Origin of the sequence: Prochlorococcus marinus XMU1408, assembly GCF_003208055.1 — a bacterium.
GTDB classification, from domain to species: Bacteria; Cyanobacteriota; Cyanobacteriia; order PCC-6307; family Cyanobiaceae; genus Prochlorococcus_B; species Prochlorococcus_B marinus_A.
Map to the genome: position 1 here is coordinate 311,932 of NZ_QJUE01000005.1, position 19,166 is coordinate 331,097.

At 35.9% G+C, this 19,166-nt stretch carries 25 protein-coding genes and 1 tRNA gene; 16 read left to right on the top strand and 10 right to left on the bottom strand.

Annotated elements, in window-relative coordinates:
• Positions 1-63: 63 nt before the first annotated feature.
• Positions 64-330, bottom strand: a complete 267-nt coding sequence (locus DNJ73_RS08085; RefSeq protein WP_187152629.1) for a DUF3493 domain-containing protein — start codon at positions 328-330, stop codon at positions 64-66.
• Between the two features lie 33 nt (positions 331-363).
• Between DNJ73_RS08085 and DNJ73_RS08090 the strand changes: the two genes are divergently transcribed.
• The 4 genes from DNJ73_RS08090 (at position 364) to folE (ending at position 2,446) form a co-directional block, all read left to right on the top strand.
• Positions 364-435, top strand: a tRNA-Thr gene (locus DNJ73_RS08090).
• Between the two features lie 218 nt (positions 436-653).
• Positions 654-1,055, top strand: a complete 402-nt coding sequence (locus DNJ73_RS08095) for a hypothetical protein (protein WP_158467194.1) — start codon at positions 654-656, stop codon at positions 1,053-1,055.
• Positions 1,056-1,337: a hypothetical protein gene (locus DNJ73_RS08100; RefSeq protein WP_158467195.1), complete on the top strand. Its 282-nt coding sequence runs from the start codon at positions 1,056-1,058 to the stop codon at positions 1,335-1,337. It abuts the gene before it with no gap.
• Positions 1,338-1,699: 362 nt separating this feature from the next.
• Complete coding sequence (gene folE, locus DNJ73_RS08105; protein WP_158467196.1) at positions 1,700-2,446, top strand: GTP cyclohydrolase I; 747 nt, start codon at positions 1,700-1,702, stop codon at positions 2,444-2,446.
• A gap of 51 nt (positions 2,447-2,497) precedes the next feature.
• On the opposite strand, the gene DNJ73_RS08110 is transcribed toward folE, so the two are convergent.
• On the bottom strand, positions 2,498-2,980 hold the full coding sequence (locus DNJ73_RS08110) for a hypothetical protein (protein WP_158467197.1): 483 nt from the start codon (positions 2,978-2,980) through the stop codon (positions 2,498-2,500).
• A 154-nt stretch (positions 2,981-3,134) separates the two neighbouring features.
• Entirely contained in the window at positions 3,135-4,334 is a 1,200-nt protein-coding gene (locus tag DNJ73_RS08115; RefSeq protein WP_158467198.1) for a carbohydrate porin, read from the bottom strand.
• A gap of 303 nt (positions 4,335-4,637) precedes the next feature.
• Here DNJ73_RS08115 and DNJ73_RS08120 point away from each other — a divergent pair, with 303 nt between their 5' ends.
• Together DNJ73_RS08120 and DNJ73_RS08125 are read left to right on the top strand one after the other, a co-directional pair.
• Positions 4,638-4,895 carry a DUF3721 domain-containing protein gene (locus tag DNJ73_RS08120; RefSeq protein WP_158467199.1) on the top strand — a complete coding sequence of 86 codons (258 nt, stop codon included), beginning with the start codon at positions 4,638-4,640 and terminating at the stop codon, positions 4,893-4,895.
• A gap of 14 nt (positions 4,896-4,909) precedes the next feature.
• Positions 4,910-5,353: a hypothetical protein gene (locus DNJ73_RS08125; protein WP_158467200.1), complete on the top strand. Its 444-nt coding sequence runs from the start codon at positions 4,910-4,912 to the stop codon at positions 5,351-5,353.
• Positions 5,354-5,484: 131 nt separating this feature from the next.
• On the opposite strand, the gene DNJ73_RS08130 is transcribed toward DNJ73_RS08125, so the two are convergent.
• A complete protein-coding gene (locus DNJ73_RS08130; RefSeq protein WP_158467201.1) occupies positions 5,485-6,102 on the bottom strand; it encodes a hypothetical protein in 618 nt (205 codons plus the stop codon).
• Between the two features lie 160 nt (positions 6,103-6,262).
• A complete protein-coding gene (locus DNJ73_RS08135) occupies positions 6,263-7,048 on the bottom strand; it encodes a metal ABC transporter permease (RefSeq protein ID WP_158467202.1) in 786 nt (261 codons plus the stop codon).
• 53 nt (positions 7,049-7,101) lie between these two features.
• On the opposite strand from DNJ73_RS08135, the gene DNJ73_RS08140 reads away from it, so the two are divergent.
• Complete coding sequence (locus tag DNJ73_RS08140; protein WP_187152630.1) at positions 7,102-7,506, top strand: Fur family transcriptional regulator; 405 nt, start codon at positions 7,102-7,104, stop codon at positions 7,504-7,506.
• Positions 7,507-7,529: 23 nt separating this feature from the next.
• Here DNJ73_RS08140 and DNJ73_RS08145 read toward each other — a convergent pair whose 3' ends face one another.
• A complete protein-coding gene (locus DNJ73_RS08145) occupies positions 7,530-8,225 on the bottom strand; it encodes an ABC transporter ATP-binding protein (RefSeq protein ID WP_158467203.1) in 696 nt (231 codons plus the stop codon).
• A 92-nt stretch (positions 8,226-8,317) separates the two neighbouring features.
• Here DNJ73_RS08145 and DNJ73_RS08150 point away from each other — a divergent pair, with 92 nt between their 5' ends.
• The 8 genes from DNJ73_RS08150 to DNJ73_RS08175 all read left to right on the top strand — a co-directional run bounded on the left by DNJ73_RS08150 (position 8,318) and on the right by DNJ73_RS08175 (position 14,800).
• Complete coding sequence (locus DNJ73_RS08150; protein WP_158467204.1) at positions 8,318-9,835, top strand: metal ABC transporter solute-binding protein, Zn/Mn family; 1,518 nt, start codon at positions 8,318-8,320, stop codon at positions 9,833-9,835.
• A gap of 56 nt (positions 9,836-9,891) precedes the next feature.
• Positions 9,892-10,209, top strand: a complete 318-nt coding sequence (locus tag DNJ73_RS08155) for a hypothetical protein (RefSeq protein ID WP_158467205.1) — start codon at positions 9,892-9,894, stop codon at positions 10,207-10,209.
• A 9-nt stretch (positions 10,210-10,218) separates the two neighbouring features.
• Positions 10,219-11,601: a CobW family GTP-binding protein gene (locus DNJ73_RS08160; RefSeq protein WP_158467206.1), complete on the top strand. Its 1,383-nt coding sequence runs from the start codon at positions 10,219-10,221 to the stop codon at positions 11,599-11,601.
• Positions 11,589-12,653: a WD40 repeat domain-containing protein gene (locus DNJ73_RS08165; RefSeq protein WP_158467207.1), complete on the top strand. Its 1,065-nt coding sequence runs from the start codon at positions 11,589-11,591 to the stop codon at positions 12,651-12,653. The genes DNJ73_RS08160 and DNJ73_RS08165 overlap by 13 nt, the downstream gene beginning before the upstream one ends.
• A 142-nt stretch (positions 12,654-12,795) precedes the next feature.
• Complete coding sequence (locus DNJ73_RS10075; protein ID WP_187152631.1) at positions 12,796-12,939, top strand: hypothetical protein; 144 nt, start codon at positions 12,796-12,798, stop codon at positions 12,937-12,939.
• Between the two features lie 433 nt (positions 12,940-13,372).
• Entirely contained in the window at positions 13,373-14,002 is a 630-nt protein-coding gene (locus DNJ73_RS08170; protein ID WP_158467208.1) for a 2OG-Fe(II) oxygenase, read from the top strand.
• 223 nt (positions 14,003-14,225) lie between these two features.
• Positions 14,226-14,366, top strand: a complete 141-nt coding sequence (locus DNJ73_RS10080) for a hypothetical protein (protein ID WP_187152632.1) — start codon at positions 14,226-14,228, stop codon at positions 14,364-14,366.
• Between the two features lie 224 nt (positions 14,367-14,590).
• On the top strand, positions 14,591-14,800 hold the full coding sequence (locus tag DNJ73_RS08175) for a hypothetical protein (RefSeq protein WP_158467209.1): 210 nt from the start codon (positions 14,591-14,593) through the stop codon (positions 14,798-14,800).
• A 199-nt stretch (positions 14,801-14,999) separates the two neighbouring features.
• Here DNJ73_RS08175 and DNJ73_RS08180 read toward each other — a convergent pair whose 3' ends face one another.
• Positions 15,000-15,206 (bottom strand): hypothetical protein, encoded by a 207-nt coding sequence (locus DNJ73_RS08180; protein ID WP_158467210.1) that lies wholly within the window; start codon positions 15,204-15,206, stop codon positions 15,000-15,002.
• A gap of 355 nt (positions 15,207-15,561) precedes the next feature.
• On the opposite strand from DNJ73_RS08180, the gene DNJ73_RS08185 reads away from it, so the two are divergent.
• On the top strand, positions 15,562-16,071 hold the full coding sequence (locus tag DNJ73_RS08185; protein ID WP_158467211.1) for a hemagglutinin: 510 nt from the start codon (positions 15,562-15,564) through the stop codon (positions 16,069-16,071).
• Positions 16,072-16,580: 509 nt separating this feature from the next.
• Here the strand turns inward: DNJ73_RS08185 and urtE are convergent.
• From urtE to urtC, 3 genes are read right to left on the bottom strand one after another with little or no spacing between them, the layout of a single operon-like run.
• Positions 16,581-17,288, bottom strand: a complete 708-nt coding sequence (urtE, locus tag DNJ73_RS08190) for an urea ABC transporter ATP-binding subunit UrtE (RefSeq protein WP_158467212.1) — start codon at positions 17,286-17,288, stop codon at positions 16,581-16,583.
• A complete protein-coding gene (gene urtD / locus DNJ73_RS08195; RefSeq protein WP_158467213.1) occupies positions 17,285-18,040 on the bottom strand; it encodes an urea ABC transporter ATP-binding protein UrtD in 756 nt (251 codons plus the stop codon). Before urtD ends, urtE begins: the two co-directional genes overlap by 4 nt.
• Positions 18,037-19,164 (bottom strand): urea ABC transporter permease subunit UrtC, encoded by a 1,128-nt coding sequence (urtC, locus tag DNJ73_RS08200; protein ID WP_158467214.1) that lies wholly within the window; start codon positions 19,162-19,164, stop codon positions 18,037-18,039. Before urtC ends, urtD begins: the two co-directional genes overlap by 4 nt.
• Positions 19,165-19,166 lie beyond the last annotated feature (2 nt).

Genomic DNA, 19,166 nt, shown 5'->3' on the forward strand with positions numbered 1-19,166 from the left:
ACTAACTAACTCAATCAGGACACGTTAAAACCTAACTATATTTAAGTAACTAAAACTAAAATCCTAGTCTTTTTCTGATTTATTTCTATCTTTAAATAATAAAAAACCAAGAATTATTAACGCCGAGGTTTGGACTCCAAAATCAAAAATAGAGACAGTATCTCCAGTAATGATTTTGCTAAACATAATAAAAAATCCTAAGGCAGCCGACCCAAAAAGAGCTATCCATACCGCCCTTCTTAATCCACGAAAAGGATTTTGAGACTCCTGCAAAAGACGAGCTCGTAAATTAGGATCCAATTTGGATTCAGGCTTATTAGAATTAATCAAAAATAAATTGAAAGATGATACTTTAATTCTAATGCCGGTGTAGCTCAGGGGTAGAGCAACTGATTCGTAACCAGTAGGTCGGTGGTTCAATTCCACTCATCGGCATCAATTAAAACTTTCTTAATACATATTTTCCTATTATTATTTAAATTAAAACAAATAATAAAAAGGAAAGATCTCAGTAATTGCAAAAAAAATTTCACAATTACTAGCCTTCAAGTATTTTTTCCATTAAATCGTATTTAATAAGAAATATTTGTTAAAGCTAAAAGCTGATTGGTACATCTATAGAAATTCGATAGTTAAAGCGGCATGATGGGTTTATGAAATGCTTATTACTTGCACCGCTGATATTTGGACTAGCCTCACCTGTTAATGCTGGTATTTATTTCTATCCCGCTTATCAGGATGGAATAGAAGTTCGTTGTAAGGATGGAAAGCCTTCCCACCTTGTAGAAATAAATGAGGCAGGAAGAGGTATAAAATTAGAAGGACATGGAGAAGAGCAATATTCATGGCCAATAACTTATTTATATCCAGAAGCTTTAGACGATAAATATAGATACTTTCCAAGTACCGCTGGTACTTCATGCAGTTACCGAAAACTTAATGTAGAAGAAAAGAACTCTTTAATACTTAAAGCATTTAAGACTTGTGTTGGAACTGATGGAGGTAATAAAACTATGTTAGAAAAAAGGAAAAAATATTGTTATGGGTGGAATTAGATGAACCGTTTAGATGAACTAAGAGTTTTCTTTAATAGATTTTTCAATCGGCAAGAACCTAAAGAAAGAGAGATGAAAAGAGTTTTTCAGTGGAGAAGGTACCTTGAATGGAAAGATTTAACTCCTGATGAGAAGCTATCAGCCAAAAGATTTTTATTAGTTCCAATATTTGCCTATCTAATAATTGGGATCTTTAATCAAAACTTTTTATTGATTGTTTTGCTCCTCATTGGGTATGTACTTTATAAGAAATTTGAAAAGGGAGGGATTATAAAAAAATAAAAATTTAAGCACCTCAGCTTTAAACTCTTTAGTTTTTCCAAGGAATCATTTAAAAATACCTTTGAAGTAGTAATCATTAGGTAGGTGGTTCAATTCCAATGATCGTGAAAGTTTTCTCAATAATTCATAAAGAATTTTGCGTAGAAAGTAAATCCATTCACAAACCACTAAATTAGGTACATCCTCTTTTTGGGAACTTTGAAAGCTTGAAATAACTAAGAAACTGCTCTTAGACAAAAATTTTTGATAAAAATTCGAACCCCCCCTTAAGTATTCTCTTCATAACGAAAGTCAACTCAATATGTTAGGGTCTTAGCGCTCTAAATGTATGTCATCGGTTTTTTCCCTTACAAATAAAGGTTATGACTTCTACTGCTCCAAATGAGAATATTAAAGATAATTTAAAAGAACAAATTTCTTGCAAATTAGTCTCAGAAATAATTCGTGAACGTATTCAAGCAAATGGAGCCAGATTCCATGCAAACGATAATATTTCTGATTTCATTCAGCCAGGAGAGCTTGAAACACTTGAAAGAGAAGTCGCCACAAGAGTTAGAGATTTGCTCAAAACCTTGTTGATTGATATTGATAATGACCACAACACTCAAGAGACTGCAGAAAGAGTTTCCAGAATGTATATAAATGAAGTATTTAAAGGCAGATATCACCCTCAACCAAAAGTCACGAATTTCCCTAACGATAGAAATTTAGATGAGATTTATACACTTGGACCAATAACTGTTAGATCTGCTTGCTCTCACCACTTTGTTCCTATCTTAGGAGATTGCTGGATAGGCATAAAGCCAGGAGAGAAAGTAATTGGAATTTCGAAGTTTGCAAGAGTAGCTGATTGGGTTTTTTCTAGGCCACATATTCAAGAAGAAGCAGTAATGATACTTGCTGATGAAATTGAACGTTTATGTGAACCCAAAGGCCTAGCGATACTTGTGAAGGCTCAACATTATTGTATGAAATGGAGAGGAGTAAAAGAGCCTGAAACCAGCATGATCAACTCAATTGTCAGAGGTGATTTTCGTCATGATGCTAGCTTGAAGCAGGAGTTCTTTGAACTTGTTAAACAGCAATCAAACTTCGGTAAAAATTACTAAATAAACTATAAAGAAGTTTTTTTAACTTCCACTATTTAAAAAATATCTCTCCTAGAGGGATGAAGGATCTAAAAGTGATGGACGATAAGATAGTAGAAATGGCCTTTGATTGCTCTTAACTGCAACAATCACATCTTCACCTGTATGCCATAGCCATTGTTGTTGAGAAGACCCCTTTTCAACATCAACATTTGTTCCAACTGGGGGACCAAAACGATAACGTAATCCTGCTAAAACTTCAGTCATATTTTCATTATCAATTTCATAAGCAAGTTGTTTTAATCCATCGTGCTTCTCAATTCGAACTCGAAGCGCCTCTACAGGTAAACCACTTATTTGAACATCTTTCGCCTCAAACAAATTCTGATTTGTTTTTGCTTTGATAGGAGTTAAAGATACACCAAGATGACTCTCTACGTTCGGCAAATCCATCCCCCATCTCAAGCCTTCAACACAAGCATAGACTGGTTGAGAAAAAACTTGAATCAGATAAGCAAAAACTATAATCAAAATATATTTAGAAGCCTTAGTCATAATTAAGATTTCAAACCCTTTTCAATTGATAATAGGTCTCTAGGTAAAAAAGTCATTGTTTTAACTCTTCAGAAGTAATATCACTAAAATTGAGGTTATGACTCTGATATTGTCTACTCAAGTAGATAAATCGAAGTGAAAATCAATAGTAGAATCAGAAATTGAAAGTAGTACTCACCAAAACCCCATTAACGTCTTCTTTACCATCTTTCTCGATAACAAAGATAGCTGGAGTAACTGTGACACTATCGTTCACTATGAAATCATAAAAAGCTTCCATAGCCAAAGGATCATCATATCCACTGTCATCTCTATGCGTTTCGGCTGTTCCAATGCCAAAACCAAGCTTATTGCCCTCAATAAACGCATCATTCCATAAGAATCCAACAGACCATGTATTGCCATCCTCCACCTTATTCATCGCAGTATCAGGACTATCTTCATTATCAGGATTTTTCCATCCCATTCCTGCACTCAAACTATAGTCATCTCCAAATTGATAGCTCCCACTTATTCCAAAAGAAGCGTAATCGTTAGTATCAGGAGAATTGTCAGTATTCCCGTTGTCAGCCTGAGTGTATGCAGCGGCAAGAGTAAATTTCTCATCAACCCAAGCCAACTGAGTTGTTATGTGGTCTTTACCTTCATCAGCTAAAAAGCCAATCGAAGAATTTGATGCATCTTCTGAAACGAAAAGTGCAGAGGCAACTAATTTTTCATGGGACCAAGTAATTCCAGCACCCGCTCCCATCTTTTTTGAATAAGTATCATTCGCACCTGCCTGATTCAAGACAAACAAAACCCCATCACCTGGATAAGTACTAGGCCACACGCCAAGTAAATCATCCTGTCGGAGCTTGGGCCCAAAAGTTATACGAATGTCATCTCCAACAGGGAACTGATAATAAGCCTTGTGAAGTTCTAACGAATCACTACTACTAAAAGCAGTATCTAATCTTGCCTCACCCATCATTCCAAAAGGCTCCATCATGCCAAAATTACCTACACGAACAGCAGTTTTAAGCATGTCTTGACCTGTGAAACTGGTCATAAACATTAACTTTGTATCATAATGAAAAACTGTTCCATCCTTTTCGTCAGCAGTAGACATTCCACCCATTCCACCCATTCCACCCATTCCACCCATTCCAGAATCGCTCACGCCATCTACTTCACCCAAAACAAAAGTCGTTTTACCCATAAACATAGTTGAGGGGTATGAATCTCCCATATTCATATGACTACCATGGTGATCATGATGACCTTTGTGCTTCTCACCTCCTGCTTGAACAGCCATTGGCGTCATGAGACCTAAGACAGAAGGGATTAAGAGTAATTGAGTAAAGATTTTCATAGATCCTAAAATACTAGCAAAACTAGCAAAACTATTAATATGCTATGAAAGTAGCTTCTCGAGCTTGCCAAAAATATATAATGTGTGCTTTTAGATACATAAAATTGTATTTATTCTTTGTCGTGAAAATTTTCAGAAAAAGCTGAGCACCAATCCGTATCAAAACCCAGTCTCAAAAGGGAAAGGCAAAGAATAGTTGGATTATTTAATTACTTATTTGTTTTAAATTTCCTGAAATACTAAATGACAAAGCTCTAGGCTTGCCTAGGCTAGAAGCTAGGTATACTAGCCTTGACTAGAGAAATGAACAAGCTCAAGCCTATTCTTTCTACAATTATTATTTCCCTATCATTTTCACTAATAGGATGTTCATATAATTCTCAGAATCAAGGTACTCCCGCTCTTTTTGAGACAAAAAGAGAGGCCGAAAAAGCAGCAAAGGATTTCAATTGTACTGGGGCTCATAGAATGGGTGATAAATGGATGCCTTGTAAAAGTCATTCTCCTGATGGAGAGAAAGAACATAACAAGTCGAACAAAGGGCATCACCACCATCACTAAATTTTGAACACTAAATGACAACAAAAAATAGCAGTAATCAAAAAGAGACCGAAGGGCTTTCTCATTGTGGAAGCAAACCAAAAAAAATTGCATTTGGCATAGCACCACTTGGATTCATTTCTATTGGAATTGTTCCCATGGGGATTATTAGCATTGGAATTGTTCCGATGGGTGTCGTTTCTATTGGTTCTGTAGCGATGGGAGTAGTAAATGCCTCAATAGTCGGAATGGGAATATTTTCTGCAGGGATAACAACCATGGGTCTAAAGGTATGGAGTCCAGAACATAATGCTATTCAGGAGTCAATAAATCGTTCTAATTCTCCGTCTTCAAAAAATATATATGCATATCCAACTAAAGCTCAGGCAGAGATCAAAGCCAAAAAGATCGGATGCGTTGGTGTCCACAAGATGGGTAAATTATGGATGCCTTGTGCAACCCATATCAACCCTAACTAGTCTTGAATTGATTAAGAATTTAAAGTTTGATATAAAATCTTTGCAATATATCTACAAAGTTCTCAAATTAATCCCATGTTTTTTATAACAACTTAGGATTTGATTGATTTTAGAAATTGATCTTAATTGATCTAAGAATATATATCTTCAACAAGTATTGAACCCTTTTCACAAATTTGTTGCTGTGATGGAAACTTTTTATCGGAGCAACAACATTCTCCCCTATTTGAATTGTTGATCCAATTAATGATCCCTGTTCGGATTGGTTGAGGACATACTTGTCCTTCTTTAAGGTGATTGATTTCTTCGCTTGTTAAAGGATCAGCATGTTCAATAAAAAGAGACTCTTTAAGCCTAAAAGAACATGTCTCATTCCACTGTTCAAAACAATTTATATGATTTATAAAATCATTCCATGCTTCTTTCATTGATCTATATCCCTTCCTTTTTAATTCTTTACTGAAAACAGCTTTAATGAATTCATTAAAATTCTGCAATTCATGAGGTGTAAAAGATGGTTTGACATAGCTTTCATAAACTGGAAAGTCAAGTTTCTTCTCTATTGATTGCAGTCTTTGTTCAATCATGTGAAATCGAGAATCTATCGATTCAACTGGCAAGTTCTGTATTTGATTAACAAAACAATCGGAGACATAACTAACCAATGATTTTCCCGAAATCCTTGCACTCTCTTTAATCTTTTCTAAAAGTTTTGGGTCAATACTTACATTGAGTTGCGTTCTCTTCATGAGTTAATCAATGAAAGGGTGGAAAATATCGAATTAATCTACATTTTATTGAATTCAAAACCATATCGTTACCATTTTCAAATTTCTTGATCTTTAAGAAGCTATCTCTTTTCATCCATCCCAAAAGCACCTCTTAGAAGCAATAAGCATAAAATTAAATCTATCTATTGTTAGGTATAAGAATCAAAGAAATAACACAAAGAACACTAATGAAAGGTCCAGGAGGCAAATTCAAAATCATAGCCAGCGAAAAACCTATAAGAGATAAAATTAATCCAAATATGGAGGATCTAACCATCGCAATCCATAAAGATCTTGCTTTATGTAACCCCAATAAAGTTGGGGTTGAAAGTAACGCAATTACAAGGATGACTCCAACTGCAGACATTGAGCTTACGATGACAAGTGCCGTAGTAAAACCAAGAGCCAAATTTAAAAAAGATACATTAACTCCACTTGAAGCAGCTCCTTCTGGATCAAGACCAATATGAACTAGCTTGTCGTAACCAAAAAGCATCAAGCAAATAAATACCGAGAACGCGATTACAGTTCGTAGCAGATCACTCAAATTTGCAGTTAATAAATCTCCAAATAAAACAGCCTCCAAATCAATCCTGATACCAAGTAGAGGGATAAGCAAAACACCGAGTCCCATCGAACCAGCAAGAATTGTATTCATAATCACTTCATAATTTTGATTTTTTTTATTTGTCAAGCTTTCTGCTGCAATAGCTCCTACCAAGCCGCTGATGACTCCACCAATAGAAGGATCCAAACCAAGCGCCATAGCCAAAGCAAGACCTGGCAGCACACAATGCGAAATTAAATTAACTTGAAGAAGCCTTTTATGAGTGATCAATACAGTGCCCATGGCAGGGCAAAGTATTCCTGAAAAGGAAGTTATCAAAAGAGGAATTATCCACCAATTTGTATTGAAAAAAGACATTAAGCCAATGTTTCAGTATGGTCAGAAAAAGAGATCAAGTTAAGATCTTGCTTATGAATACAAATAAGCCTGAAATCACTAAACGACAACAGCAACTGCTCCATGAACTTAAGAAATGTGCTGATGAATTGAGTGGGCAAGAACTGCATAGACAACTTCATCATTGTGAAAAGGGAATGGGACTGACCACGGTCTATCGAAACCTGCAAGCACTAGTAAAACAAGGGTTGATTCGTTCCAGACATCTTCCCAATGGTGAGGTTCTTTATGCGCCAGTTGAAAGAGATATCCATCATTTAACTTGCGTAAGCTGTGGAGACACCACACGCTTGAAGGGATGTCCGGTGAAAACGATGGATCTGTCGAAAAAAACTTCTAAAAAATTTCAACTTTTGTTTCATACTCTTGAGTACTTTGGTCTCTGCCAAAATTGTTCTAATCAACTTAATGCTGGATAAGAATATTTGAATATGTATCAAACCTATAACTTCCACCTCAAATAATTAATTGAACTAAGTTTTTCTTGAACTTCCTTAGGGCTGCCAGAAGCCAAAATAATTTTATCTAAAGCAACAACTTTGTCATAGGCATTTAAAGATGTTCCCCAGTCGTGACTACTAACAAAAACCGTGAATCCCGAATCGGCTAGCTGACGAATGATTAACAAGAAATCTTCTTTAGCGGGAGGATCAAAGGCGGCGCAAGGTTCATCAAGAAGAAAAATTTTGGCTGGATTCATTAATGTTTTTGCAAGTAATGCTCTTTGTTGCTGTCCGCCAGACAAAGCATCAAGTCTCCTTTTTGCTAAATGAGATATTCCAACACGTTGAAGGGCAGCTTCTAATTCACAACAAGTCGATTTGGAATGATTTACTCGGCCTAAAGAGACTAATCCTTCAACAGTAATTGGAAAATTCCAATTCAGCTTTCCCCTCTGAGGCATTAAAGCCACTTGAGATCGATTATTTCTCAATAGTTTTCCGTCAACAGTAATTTCTCCTTGATCAGGAGTGCTACTCCCTTGCAGCAAGTTTAATAATGTTGACTTACCAGCGCCATTTGGACCAACAAGAGCAGTCAAAGTACCTGGCTCAAGCTTAAGAGAAACCTTACTTAAAGCAGGTTTGATTTTGCTGGAATAGGAATATGTCACATTTTCAGCAATCAAACTAGACATCAATTAGAGGATTTGCTGACAAGAAACATAATATACTTGCCAACCTCGAATGAAAATGATTATCGTTTTTAGATATGCTAATCTTTGATTAAATGCCGAAATTGTTCAATCAACCCAGCAAAAGCAAATCAATATTCAATAAAACAGTCCTTAATAGCTCTTTTCTTGCTGGAGCATTTTTATTCTCGGGAATTAATCTGAGTGCACAGGCAAATTCAAAACCAATTGTTGCCGTAGAGCCATTAGTATGCGATGTCGTTTCTGCGATCGCACCACCTTCAACACCTGTAACCTGCTTAATTGACAGAAAACAAGATGTTCATGATGTCAAAATCACTCCAAGACAGGCCCAAACGCTGAAAAGTGCAAACCAAGTATTTACTCTTGGTTCAGAGATGACCCCTGCAATCAAAAAATGGTTAGATAATCCTTTAACTGTTGTTGTCGGCGTAAGTGCAATAGAAATAGACGATCATCATGACGATCACGATGATCATTCCGCTGCTAAGGATGATGAACACGATGATCATTCAGCTGCTAAACATGATGATCATGATGATCATGATGATCATGGCGATAACCATGGAGAAGGAGCTTTTGAATGGGCTGGTGTTTTTGATCTTTCAGCAGGAACATACAAATGGTCTTTTGCCAAAGTCGATGGAGACTATGCTGATCCTGCAATGAAAATGGTTATTCTCAACTCTGGTGATATTGAAGCATCAGAAGAGCTTGCTAAAAAATTATTAGGATCTAATAATTCAGAAACCAAACGCAATAATGACAAACTTGTTGCGCAGGAAAAAGCATATTTTCTTTCATTTAATGAGAAGAAAGACACCACAACATTTACTGTAGAAATCAAAAAAGGTGGTAAATATGCATTCTTTACTGAGCATATGCCTTTTGAATTTGAAGCCGACGAACATTTCTTTAAGGATATTTCAGGCGACGATGTTGAACCGATTGCTCAAGTCCCAGATGAAGGCGATCATCATCACCACCATGACCATGGTGGGCTAGATCCTCATATCTGGCATGACCCTCATAACATTATCAAGATGGGAAATGTCATTTCTAAAAATATCAATAAGAAAATTTCCTTCTTTGACAGAGAAACAAAAAAAGTTTTAAAAGAAAGAACTCAAACCTTTAATTCTATTTTGGAAGATCTCGACTTATGGACTCAAAAACAAGTTGCCACAATTCCTACTGATCGAAGGACAATCGTTTCTAAGCACAAAGCGATGGAATATTACGGAGATGCATTTGGCTTGAAGACTTTGAGTCTATTAGATTTCCTTGGTGATTCTTCCAGCCTTAGACCAGAGACTATTTCAACGGTAATAGCTGAGCTCAAAGAAGAAAACGTGAACGTATTATTCGCAGAGCAAAAGCCTCCTTCCAAGCTATTGAAAAACTTGAGCAGACAAACTTCCACCCCTATCGCAAGAAATCAAATCTTTGTTGATGGACTAATGCTAGAAGGAAATACTGTTTCAGTAGCAGTACACAACACATGTACAATTGTTGATTCGCTTGGTGGAGAATGTGATGAAAAAGAGGGTGAGAAACTCGAGAATGAATGGAATTCCTTAACTAACCCTTAATGTAAAAAGTCTCAATAATGTCTACTTTGATCAAAGATAGACATTATTGAGACTAAATGTTTTCAACCAAAGGATATAAAGCTTACAAACAGCATTGGGAAGACCAGGCAGGTTTCATGGATAAAACACCATGGGACCAACTTAAGATCCTAAAACTTACTATATCAACTGATTTCGATGACAATTTAAAAGAACTTCAATTTTCAAATCATTCGCTCAAAAAAGAGAATGGGAAACATACATTAAGAGTAAAAGTTCCTTATAATTATTCCGAGCTTGATGACTTTGAATCAAAGTCACTAGAATTATTAGGCATCCAAGAGAATTGGCTAACTGACATCTCTCTTGAGAACTCACGTTGTTCAAATCGCTAATTAAAGAAAATGAGCACCAAGCAAAAAGTACCGGTGACTATACTGACTGGTTTTCTAGGATCTGGCAAAACGACTCTACTTAATCGAATTCTAAGCGAAGAACACGGTAAAAAAATAGCTGTTATTGAAAATGAATATGGTGAAGTTGGTATTGATCAAGGATTAGTAATCAATGCTGATGAAGAGGTCTTCGAGATGTCTAATGGTTGCATCTGCTGCACAGTACGTGGAGATTTAATTCGTGTACTAGGAAACCTCATGAAGAGGCGAGACAAATTTGACTATGTATTAGTTGAAACTACTGGCCTTGCTGATCCTGGTCCTGTAGCTCAGACATTCTTCATGGACGATGAAATCCGTGATGAGTTTTCACTCGATGGTATAGTCACACTTGTAGACGCAGCCCATATAGAACAACAACTTGGTCGAAGTGATGAAAGTTCGGAGCAAGTTGCTTTCGCTGACGTCCTTGTTCTAAATAAAACTGATCTAGTTTCAGATGAATCACTCGACAATTTAGAGTCAAGGCTACGCGATATGAATCGTATGGCTCGTGTGATACGCAGTAAGCAAGCAGACGTCTCAATTGATACTGTTCTAAATCTAAGTGCTTTTGATCTAGATCAAGTACTTCAGCGTCGTCCAACTTTTCTGGAACCAGAATATCCATTTGAGTGGACCGGCGTGTTTACACTTGAAGAAGGTCGCTATGAACTTACTCTCGAAGAAGGACCAGACCCTACCATGTCTCTTGTCCTGTTATTAGACCAAGGCAAGGATGAGACATCTCTCAACTCAGGTGCTGAATCATGCGTAAGACTATATGCTGAACCAGAACAACCTTTGGAGCCAGGCAACATAGTCCCCGTGGGGAAGCATGTGAGCCTTCAACTTCAGTCTTCAGGTACTAAGTCTTTCCCTATAGACGTTGACAAGGCAAGGAATATAGGTCTATTCACTCAACATACAGCAGAGGAATTCAGTTTAAAAATAACTAAAGTAAAAAACTCAACTACTGAAGATAACAATAGTGATCAAAATTTTTCAGAGATTTCTCCAGCAGCTGAACGAGTTTGGGTAGCAGAGCACGAACATGATGACGAAGTGGGCTCTATTGCTATCGAGCGAGTAGGAGATGTAGATCCAGAGAAACTAAATAGGTGGTTAAGCAGGCTCCTCTCAGAAAAAGGGGTGGATATATTCCGCACGAAAGGATTCATTAGCTATGAGGGAGAGTCACGGCGAATAGTTTTTCAAGGAGTACATATGCTCTTCACCGCCCAACCTGATAAAGAGTGGGGCAATGAACCTCGCCGTAACCAACTCGTCTTTATCGGTAGAAATCTTGATGAAGCAGAAATGATTAGGGAGTTTGACAAATGTCTGGTATAGAAGCATTTAGTCCCAAGGGAATGCTTCATGAAGGTTGGTCTACTCAAGTTGACGACTATGCGATTGTCTGCGGCTGGGCACTAGAAGGTAAAACTTTTTTAGTGGGTGATGTCGCTGGTGGGCTTTACGCTTTTGAGGGGAAATCTGGAAAGCTCATTTGGCAAGTAAAAGACACACATAAAGGTGGCTTACTAGCAATGTCTATTCATCCAGATGGAAATACTTTTGCGACTGCTGGCCAGGATGGAAATGTGTATATATGGGAAAGTCAAGAAGGGAAATCAACTAAAAATTTAGAACTTGGGAAAGGATGGGTTGAGCACATCAAGTGGTCCCAAGACGGAAAATTCTTAGCAGTAGTTTTTACTAAGTATGTTTATGTTTTTGATGAAAAAGGTCAAGAGCACTGGAAATCAGAGGAACATCCCAGTACTGTCAGCGCGATTGCTTGGTCTAATTCAAATGAGTTAGCAACAGCATGCTATGGCCAAGTCACTTTTTTTGATGTCGTTAGCGACAACGTCAATCAAAAGTTGGAATGGAGAGGTTCACTGGTATCTATGGTGCTTAGTCCAGATGGAGACATAGTGGCATGCGGCAGTCAGGATAATTCTGTTCATTTCTGGCGTCGTTCAACTGATGAAGATTCAGAGATGACAGGATATCCAGGCAAACCAAGCCACCTAGCTTTTGATCAAACTGGTACAGTTCTAGCTACCGGGGGTAGTGATCGAGTAACAGTTTGGAGTTTTCAAGGCAATGGTCCTGAGGGCACTGTGCCAGGCGAGCTAATGCTTCATACGGAACCAATTTCTTGCCTTGCTTTCTCACATAGCGGAATGCTTCTAGCTTCTGGTGCAAGAGATGGTTCGGTTTTTTCTTGGTTTCTCCAAAAAGATGGTCAGGGTGATCCAGTTGGTGGTGCATTTGTAGGTAACCTTGTAAGCCAAATCGCTTGGCATCCTGATGACAGTGCCTTGGCTGCAATAAATGCAAATGGAGGAATTACGGTTTGGGAATTTAAGGTTCGGAGCAAAACAACACCTCAATAATTCAAATAAAGTTGAATCTCTTACTCCCAATAAATACTCGATTGCTATTGACTAGAAAATGAAAATTCAATAAGAGGAGTTTTTACTGATGTATAAATATTCCACATAACTTATATATGGTTATATCCTACTAGAGGACTCAATGAAAAAAACAATTCTCTGGCTTCAAGAATTACTCATTTCAATGGGCAATGCTCTATTTCATCCTTATAAAGATAACTCACCTCCAAATATTGAGGCACAGCCTTTTAGAGATGACCCGTATAAAAACCGAGGCATTGCTTAGTTAAAATCAAAATTATTTTAAATTTCCAGGAGGGGTTCAAGTGAGCCTCTTTTTTTTTAGCTATTCACGAGAAGAAAAAGTAACGACCGAACCATAAAGAATTAGAGAATGTGCTTTAATAGTCCAATGAATACACCGATTAAGAAGAAGTTAAGCACTAGCAATCCTTGCGTTAACTTAAAAAAAGCCGACAAAAAAAAACAAACTTGGCATTTTGAAGTAGAAGGTAGCGGTCAAAGAAAGAGGTATTTAAGATCTCTAAAAGACAAGGCTATAGCTTAATTTACAACCTTTTAATTAGACAACTTCATCTAAATTAACAATAGACACTAGCCAACATTGAGAGAGCAATAGTCAATATAGGATTTTCATTGAAATTGTACTTTCATGCGATTTAAAGTATCCAGAGATCAAAAATCCTTAAAAACATTCTATGAATTTAATAGCTAGTTATAGAAATAAAGGTTTTGAATCTGTTGCAGATGGTGTGATGTCATTTTTCGATCGTCGCACAGACTTGCATCGCAATGGAATCGCCTTCAATAGTGGGGCAAATAATGATTCAGAGCCTGCAAAAATTTCTACTGATATCAGCCTTGTAGCAATAGATCGAACTGATCCAGAATCATTTGCTTTGTCTGAAGTTATAATAAGAGGAGTCAATGCTGGCCTTCAAAAATACCTTCAAGAGCGACCACTTTTTAGCGAATGCGCTCCAGAAAAATCTCTCTTTGTTAATCCCATTTTTAACTTACAGCGTTATGCTCCTGGGGAAGGGTTTAAGAAATGGCACTGTGACTGGACTATTAGCGAAGAAGCAACCGAACCAGTTCATAGAGTTTTAGCCTGGATTCTGTATTGCAATGATGTTGATTCAGGAGGTACAGAATTTCACTGGCAGAAATATCATGAATCAGCTGAACGAGGAAAACTGATTATCTTCCCTGCAGGACTCACACATATTCATAGAGGCAGAGTCAACAAAACTCAGCCAAAAACAATTGCAACGGGATGGATAAATGCTGGCTCTCAAGATTCATACATTTCTAGACTTGCTAGTTAGTAAATAAATTGATTTCAAAAATTCTCTCATCAAGAAAACTCAGTCAAATTTCAATTTTTACTTTAAAAAAACCAAGAATTCATATCTAAATTGATAATAATTTTTGAAGAAGCTTCAACAGATTGAGGATGTATTGTGTATTATCAAACCACGTTCAGCTCAACATGAGTCGCAGTTAGATTCAAGCCATGGAACGGGGACTTGAACAAATTCATTTTTTTCAATGGCTGAACTAACTTACAGAGGGCTTAAATACAGTCAGGCCAAATCTTCACCTAATTCTCAAGCAGTTCACTTGAAGTATTGCGGTCACGAGACAATGAGCAAGAGAATTCATGAAGCTATGAGAGCCGAAATGGGCTAACAACTTTTTAGCATCAAAAATCTTTATTCTTGCTAAGTCTAAATATAAATCAAAATAATATTTTAAAATGAGATTTATGTTTAGCGATTAAATATAACTTTTATTTATAAACTTATTTTTAATCATTAACGAAATGTATGTCCAATCTTTATTCCTAGAATGAATCAATAATTACAGATTTAGGTTAATCAAGGATGTAAAGATTATTTTTTAAAAACTTTAACATGCAATATGAGCCTGGAACAATTGATTGCCATGTTTTCATGGAGTGCAAAGAACAAATAGAAAAAATGCTACTTAGATTGTACAAAATAGACAATACCGAGCATATTTGCGATCAACTTCAATCTGTTTACAAACAAATAGAAGGAATGCACGAGTTAAAAAAAATTAAACGTAAAAAAAACCTGCCTAATCAAGCTTTAATTAAATAATTTTTTAAATTATTTAAAAAATTGATTGATTTTTATTTTGGTATCAATTAAGTCTTAACTTTTTTAGGTTAATTACTTATAACAGTTGTATCAGAAAACCCGTTCCAAAGTTTTCTGTAGGGAGGTCTCCACTACTGGGAAGGGTTTTGACCTCCCTCCCCATTTTCTAAAATAAACAATAATTTATATTTTAAAAATATTAATTAAACCCTAGCTTCAAAGTGCCCCAAAGATCAAAAGCACCAAATAAAAAAGCTATAAAAACCAAGTCCCAAGCCCTCTGCTTTATAGCCCAAGGAGCAAAAAATATCTCTCCAAGTCCATGGAGAGCTGCACCTACTCCCAAATGATCTAAAACCAGAAGGCCATGAGAGAATAAAAACAATCCGCTAGCAAAATATCGCAAAAATATATCGTAAGTTATGAGTTTAATTTTTTTTTATGTTAGAAAAAGTTATCGCCGTCGCAGGAATAACTTTAAACATTTTAATCATTGCATCAACCATTACTTTTTTTTCTTTAAAATTTGATTTAGTCATAATTGAATCATATTTAATTGATTTAATTTATAGTTATTTCATTCAATCTTATGTATCATTAATTGCTTTGTTAGCCAAATCAAACAATATATATCTGACAATTAGCAGTATATTTGACTACCTTTTATCCCACTAAAAAAGAAGATAATTCCAAAAAAATGAATGAATTAATACAATCACAAATATTTATTCCAGTAATCTCTCAAACAAATACAGTTTTCGATGGAACTCAATTTTATACCCGTTAATATATTTCGAGAGACTCCTGAGGTAACATTTTTAGATGCCAGTGTTAAAAACTCAAATGGCAGTGATGTTGTTATTCATAGAGGCGGAGCAACCTCACCACCTGATCTAAATGGCTTTGAGCAATATTATGTTCACCATCATCAAATAGACAATAATCTGGTGCTGGAGGGAGACAGAACTTTCACACTTCTAAATCCTGCTTGGGACGAACCTCATCACATAATCTATCTCCACAGATTTATGGGTGCACTACAAATTCCAATAGGCACATTTCACAGATCAATATCTGGAAAAGATGGAAGTATCGTTATCAACCAGGCAATTAGAGATGAACGATTTGAACCTTCCACCGAATTTGATCCAATAAGCATTGAAAAAAGACCTGATCTAAAAAAAGCAAAATCTATAGATCCTATTATTTGGTTATGGAAAGATGGAAAAATTAAAAGAATAAAAGATTCATTATTTTTGAAGGTAGCTTAACTAATTTTAAATTCTAATTTAAATAAATTTATCATAAAAAATATTTCTAAAAAATATTTATTTTTGATGCTAATCCTAAGACGAAGACAAATAATAAAGCTGACATAGCTATTCTCCCATGCAATATCTCAGTCCTACTTAGTCTCTCAAAAGACATATATTTAAATAATACAAATTATTTATAACAGACTAAAAATATCAAGCAAGTATCAAAGAATTCTTTTTATTATTAACAAAAAGCAATTAGTATTATTAGTAACATTTATAAAAATAAAAGTTTTTAATCCTAAAAGTTATTGTATCTATCACAACAGACTAAAAATCATTTAACCAAAGATTATATATTTAATGATTAAGCAATAGATGAGTCCAATCTTCAAATGTCTTGGCTGTGGACAAAATATCGAAAGGTCAACAAAAACTTTTTGGAAAAAGAAAGGTCATATTCTGTGCTCTACTTGTCAAGACAAAATAGAAAGAGAAACTTCTTTTACGCAAAAAAAATAGACTTAAACACTAAGAAACTTTTCTACTACTGCTTTACTTAAATCACTAGTTGGACCATTAGCTACTATCCCACCACGTTGCATTGCATAATAACGATCTGCTTGTCTAACAAAATGCAGATGTTGCTCTACCAATAGAACTCCAATACCAGTTTCCCGAATTATCCTTTTAACTGCTGACTCAATATCTTGAACGATATTAGGTTGTATACCTTCAGTTGGTTCATCAAGTAGAAGTAACTTCGGTTTTCCAAGTAATGCTCGCGCGATTGCAAGTTGTTGCTGTTGCCCTCCACTTAAATCTCCTCCTTTACGAGCTAGAAACTGTTTTAAAACTGGAAAAAGTTCATATACAAGTTCATCAATCTTATTATGCTTTGACAAGCCTCCTGGTAAAGCTTCCAATCCAAGTTGAAGATTTTCCTCTACGGTTAAATAAGGTATTATTTCTCGTCCTTGAGGGACATAAGCCATTCCAGACCTAGCTCTTTGATGAGGAGGCTTTCTATTTACAAAATCTCCATTAAAAATAATCTCTCCACGCCGTGGAGTTAATAAACCAATTAAAGATTTTAGGAGAGTTGTTTTACCTACACCATTTCGACCTATAAGACAAATCATCTCACCTTGATTGATATTCATATCAACATCTCGAAGGATATGACTCTCTCCATAGTAGGTGTTCAACCCTTTCACCTGAAGCATAGTCATTCTTCTTCCTCCTCAGACTTTCCTAAATAAACCTCTATCACTAGAGGATCTTTTTGTATTTCGCTCATAGATCCCTCTTTCAATACATGTCCTTGATGTAAAACACTAACAGGACAATCAAGTCTACGAATAAACTCCATATCATGATCAATGACTAAAACAGTATGATCGCCTGCTAAAGATTTAAGAAGATCAGCTGTTAAATCTGTTTCTTCATCAGTCAAGCCAGCTACAGGTTCATCAACAAGTAAAAGATCAGGATCCTGTCCAACCAGCATCGCTATCTCAAGCCATTGTTTTTGACCGTGAGAGAGGGCTCCTGCCCTAATATTTGCTTTGGTTTGAAGGTTGACAATACTCATTAAGCGTTGAATTTCCTCTAAATTCTTAACCTTTAAACGAGTCAATAACAATGATAAAGGTGTTTTATTTCTACTAACTGCTAGAGCCAGATTTTCTTGTACTGATAAATTTTCAAAAACCCTTGGACTTTGAAATTTCCTACCAATCCCCTTACGCGCTATACGAAACTCTTTTTGACCAATCAAAGATTTTTCTTTAAAAATTACATCACCTTGCGTCGGCAATACTTTTCCAGTGATTACATCTAAAAATGTTGTTTTACCTGCACCATTAGGCCCAATAACTGCTCTGAGATCACCTTTATTTAAAACCAGATCAAGATCTCTTAGAGCAAGAAATCCTTCAAAACTAACTGAAATTTTTTTCAGCTCTAGTAATGGAGATGTCATGACTTAACCTCACCTTGTTCATTAATTTCAAGACTTGGATAAGTCTCCAGTTTTTTATTAATACCAATTAAGAAAAGTAATTTCCTTAGACCACCTTTTTTAATCCATCCTAAAACTCCTTCTGGTAGAGCAGTTACAACAAGAATAAACAATCCACCCTGAATAAACATCCAGCTGGCTGGCAATGCTTCACTAACTAAACTTTTTGCATAATTAATAAACACTGCACCAAGGATTGCTCCTAGCAAAGTTCCTCTGCCCCCCACGGCAACCCAAATAACCATTTCTATAGAGAAAGGAACAGTCATAAACTGAGGTGAAACTATTCCAGATTGAACTGTATACAAAGCTCCTGAGATGCCAGCTAATCCACCTGCTATTGAGAAGATTATTGTTTTAAAAATTACTGGGTTATATCCAGTAAAACGAACTCTTGGTTCATCATCTCTTATTCCAATGAGGATATTTCCGAATCTATCTCGAACAATCCACCTAGCAAAAAACCATGCAAGTATTACGAAAATCGCCGATATCCAAAAGAACCATCTTTGCATAATTTCTGAACCTACCATTTGTCCAAAAAGTTGAGTCACATCTGTTTTTAAACCATTTGTTCCATTAATCAATTTCTGTTGTCCATTAAAAAAATTGAAAAAAACCAAAAGAGCTGCTTGTGTAAGAATTGAAAAATAAACACCTTTTATTCTATTTCTAAAAACTAAATAACCAAGAAGACCAGCGATTATTGCGGGAAGCAACCAAATGGAAATAAGAGTAAAAATTGAACTTTTAAAAGGTTCCCAGAAAAATGGAAGTTTTTCGACTCCATATAATCCAAAAAACTCTGGTATACCATTTGGAAATTCTCCTGAACTATTCAATTGGAGGAACATCGCGGCACAATATCCTCCTAAAGCAAAAAAGATTCCTTGACCTAAGCTCAACATGCCAGTAAATCCCCAAATCAAATCAACTCCAAGCGCAACTATTGCAAGAGATAGATATCTACCTAAGAGATTTAATCTAAAAACAGGAAGAAATGAGGGTGTAGCAATAATTAAGGCAATAATTACCACCCAAATAGTTAAGTTAATCCAACTTTTTTTTGTAGAAAAAATATTCATAA

Excerpts from the sequence above, each read along its gene's own strand:
- DNJ73_RS08095 (WP_158467194.1), top strand. The coding sequence starts at position 654 with ATGAAATGCTTATTACTTGCACCGCTGATATTTGGACTAGCCTCACCT.
- DNJ73_RS08100 (WP_158467195.1), top strand. The coding sequence starts at position 1,056 with ATGAACCGTTTAGATGAACTAAGAGTTTTCTTTAATAGATTTTTCAAT.
- folE (WP_158467196.1), top strand. The coding sequence starts at position 1,700 with ATGACTTCTACTGCTCCAAATGAGAATATTAAAGATAATTTAAAAGAA.
- DNJ73_RS08110 (WP_158467197.1), bottom strand. The coding sequence starts at position 2,980 with ATGACTAAGGCTTCTAAATATATTTTGATTATAGTTTTTGCTTATCTG.
- DNJ73_RS08115 (WP_158467198.1), bottom strand. The coding sequence starts at position 4,334 with ATGAAAATCTTTACTCAATTACTCTTAATCCCTTCTGTCTTAGGTCTC.
- DNJ73_RS08120 (WP_158467199.1), top strand. The coding sequence starts at position 4,638 with ATGAACAAGCTCAAGCCTATTCTTTCTACAATTATTATTTCCCTATCA.
- DNJ73_RS08125 (WP_158467200.1), top strand. The coding sequence starts at position 4,910 with ATGACAACAAAAAATAGCAGTAATCAAAAAGAGACCGAAGGGCTTTCT.
- DNJ73_RS08130 (WP_158467201.1), bottom strand. The coding sequence starts at position 6,102 with ATGAAGAGAACGCAACTCAATGTAAGTATTGACCCAAAACTTTTAGAA.
- DNJ73_RS08135 (WP_158467202.1), bottom strand. The coding sequence starts at position 7,048 with ATGTCTTTTTTCAATACAAATTGGTGGATAATTCCTCTTTTGATAACT.
- DNJ73_RS08140 (WP_187152630.1), top strand. The coding sequence starts at position 7,102 with ATGAATACAAATAAGCCTGAAATCACTAAACGACAACAGCAACTGCTC.
- DNJ73_RS08145 (WP_158467203.1), bottom strand. The coding sequence starts at position 8,225 with ATGTCTAGTTTGATTGCTGAAAATGTGACATATTCCTATTCCAGCAAA.
- DNJ73_RS08150 (WP_158467204.1), top strand. The coding sequence starts at position 8,318 with ATGCCGAAATTGTTCAATCAACCCAGCAAAAGCAAATCAATATTCAAT.
- DNJ73_RS08155 (WP_158467205.1), top strand. The coding sequence starts at position 9,892 with ATGTTTTCAACCAAAGGATATAAAGCTTACAAACAGCATTGGGAAGAC.
- DNJ73_RS08160 (WP_158467206.1), top strand. The coding sequence starts at position 10,219 with ATGAGCACCAAGCAAAAAGTACCGGTGACTATACTGACTGGTTTTCTA.
- DNJ73_RS08165 (WP_158467207.1), top strand. The coding sequence starts at position 11,589 with ATGTCTGGTATAGAAGCATTTAGTCCCAAGGGAATGCTTCATGAAGGT.
- DNJ73_RS10075 (WP_187152631.1), top strand. The coding sequence starts at position 12,796 with ATGAAAAAAACAATTCTCTGGCTTCAAGAATTACTCATTTCAATGGGC.
- DNJ73_RS08170 (WP_158467208.1), top strand. The coding sequence starts at position 13,373 with ATGAATTTAATAGCTAGTTATAGAAATAAAGGTTTTGAATCTGTTGCA.
- DNJ73_RS10080 (WP_187152632.1), top strand. The coding sequence starts at position 14,226 with ATGGCTGAACTAACTTACAGAGGGCTTAAATACAGTCAGGCCAAATCT.
- DNJ73_RS08175 (WP_158467209.1), top strand. The coding sequence starts at position 14,591 with ATGCAATATGAGCCTGGAACAATTGATTGCCATGTTTTCATGGAGTGC.
- DNJ73_RS08185 (WP_158467211.1), top strand. The coding sequence starts at position 15,562 with ATGGAACTCAATTTTATACCCGTTAATATATTTCGAGAGACTCCTGAG.
- urtE (WP_158467212.1), bottom strand. The coding sequence starts at position 17,288 with ATGACTATGCTTCAGGTGAAAGGGTTGAACACCTACTATGGAGAGAGT.
- urtD (WP_158467213.1), bottom strand. The coding sequence starts at position 18,040 with ATGACATCTCCATTACTAGAGCTGAAAAAAATTTCAGTTAGTTTTGAA.
- urtC (WP_158467214.1), bottom strand. The coding sequence starts at position 19,164 with ATGAATATTTTTTCTACAAAAAAAAGTTGGATTAACTTAACTATTTGG.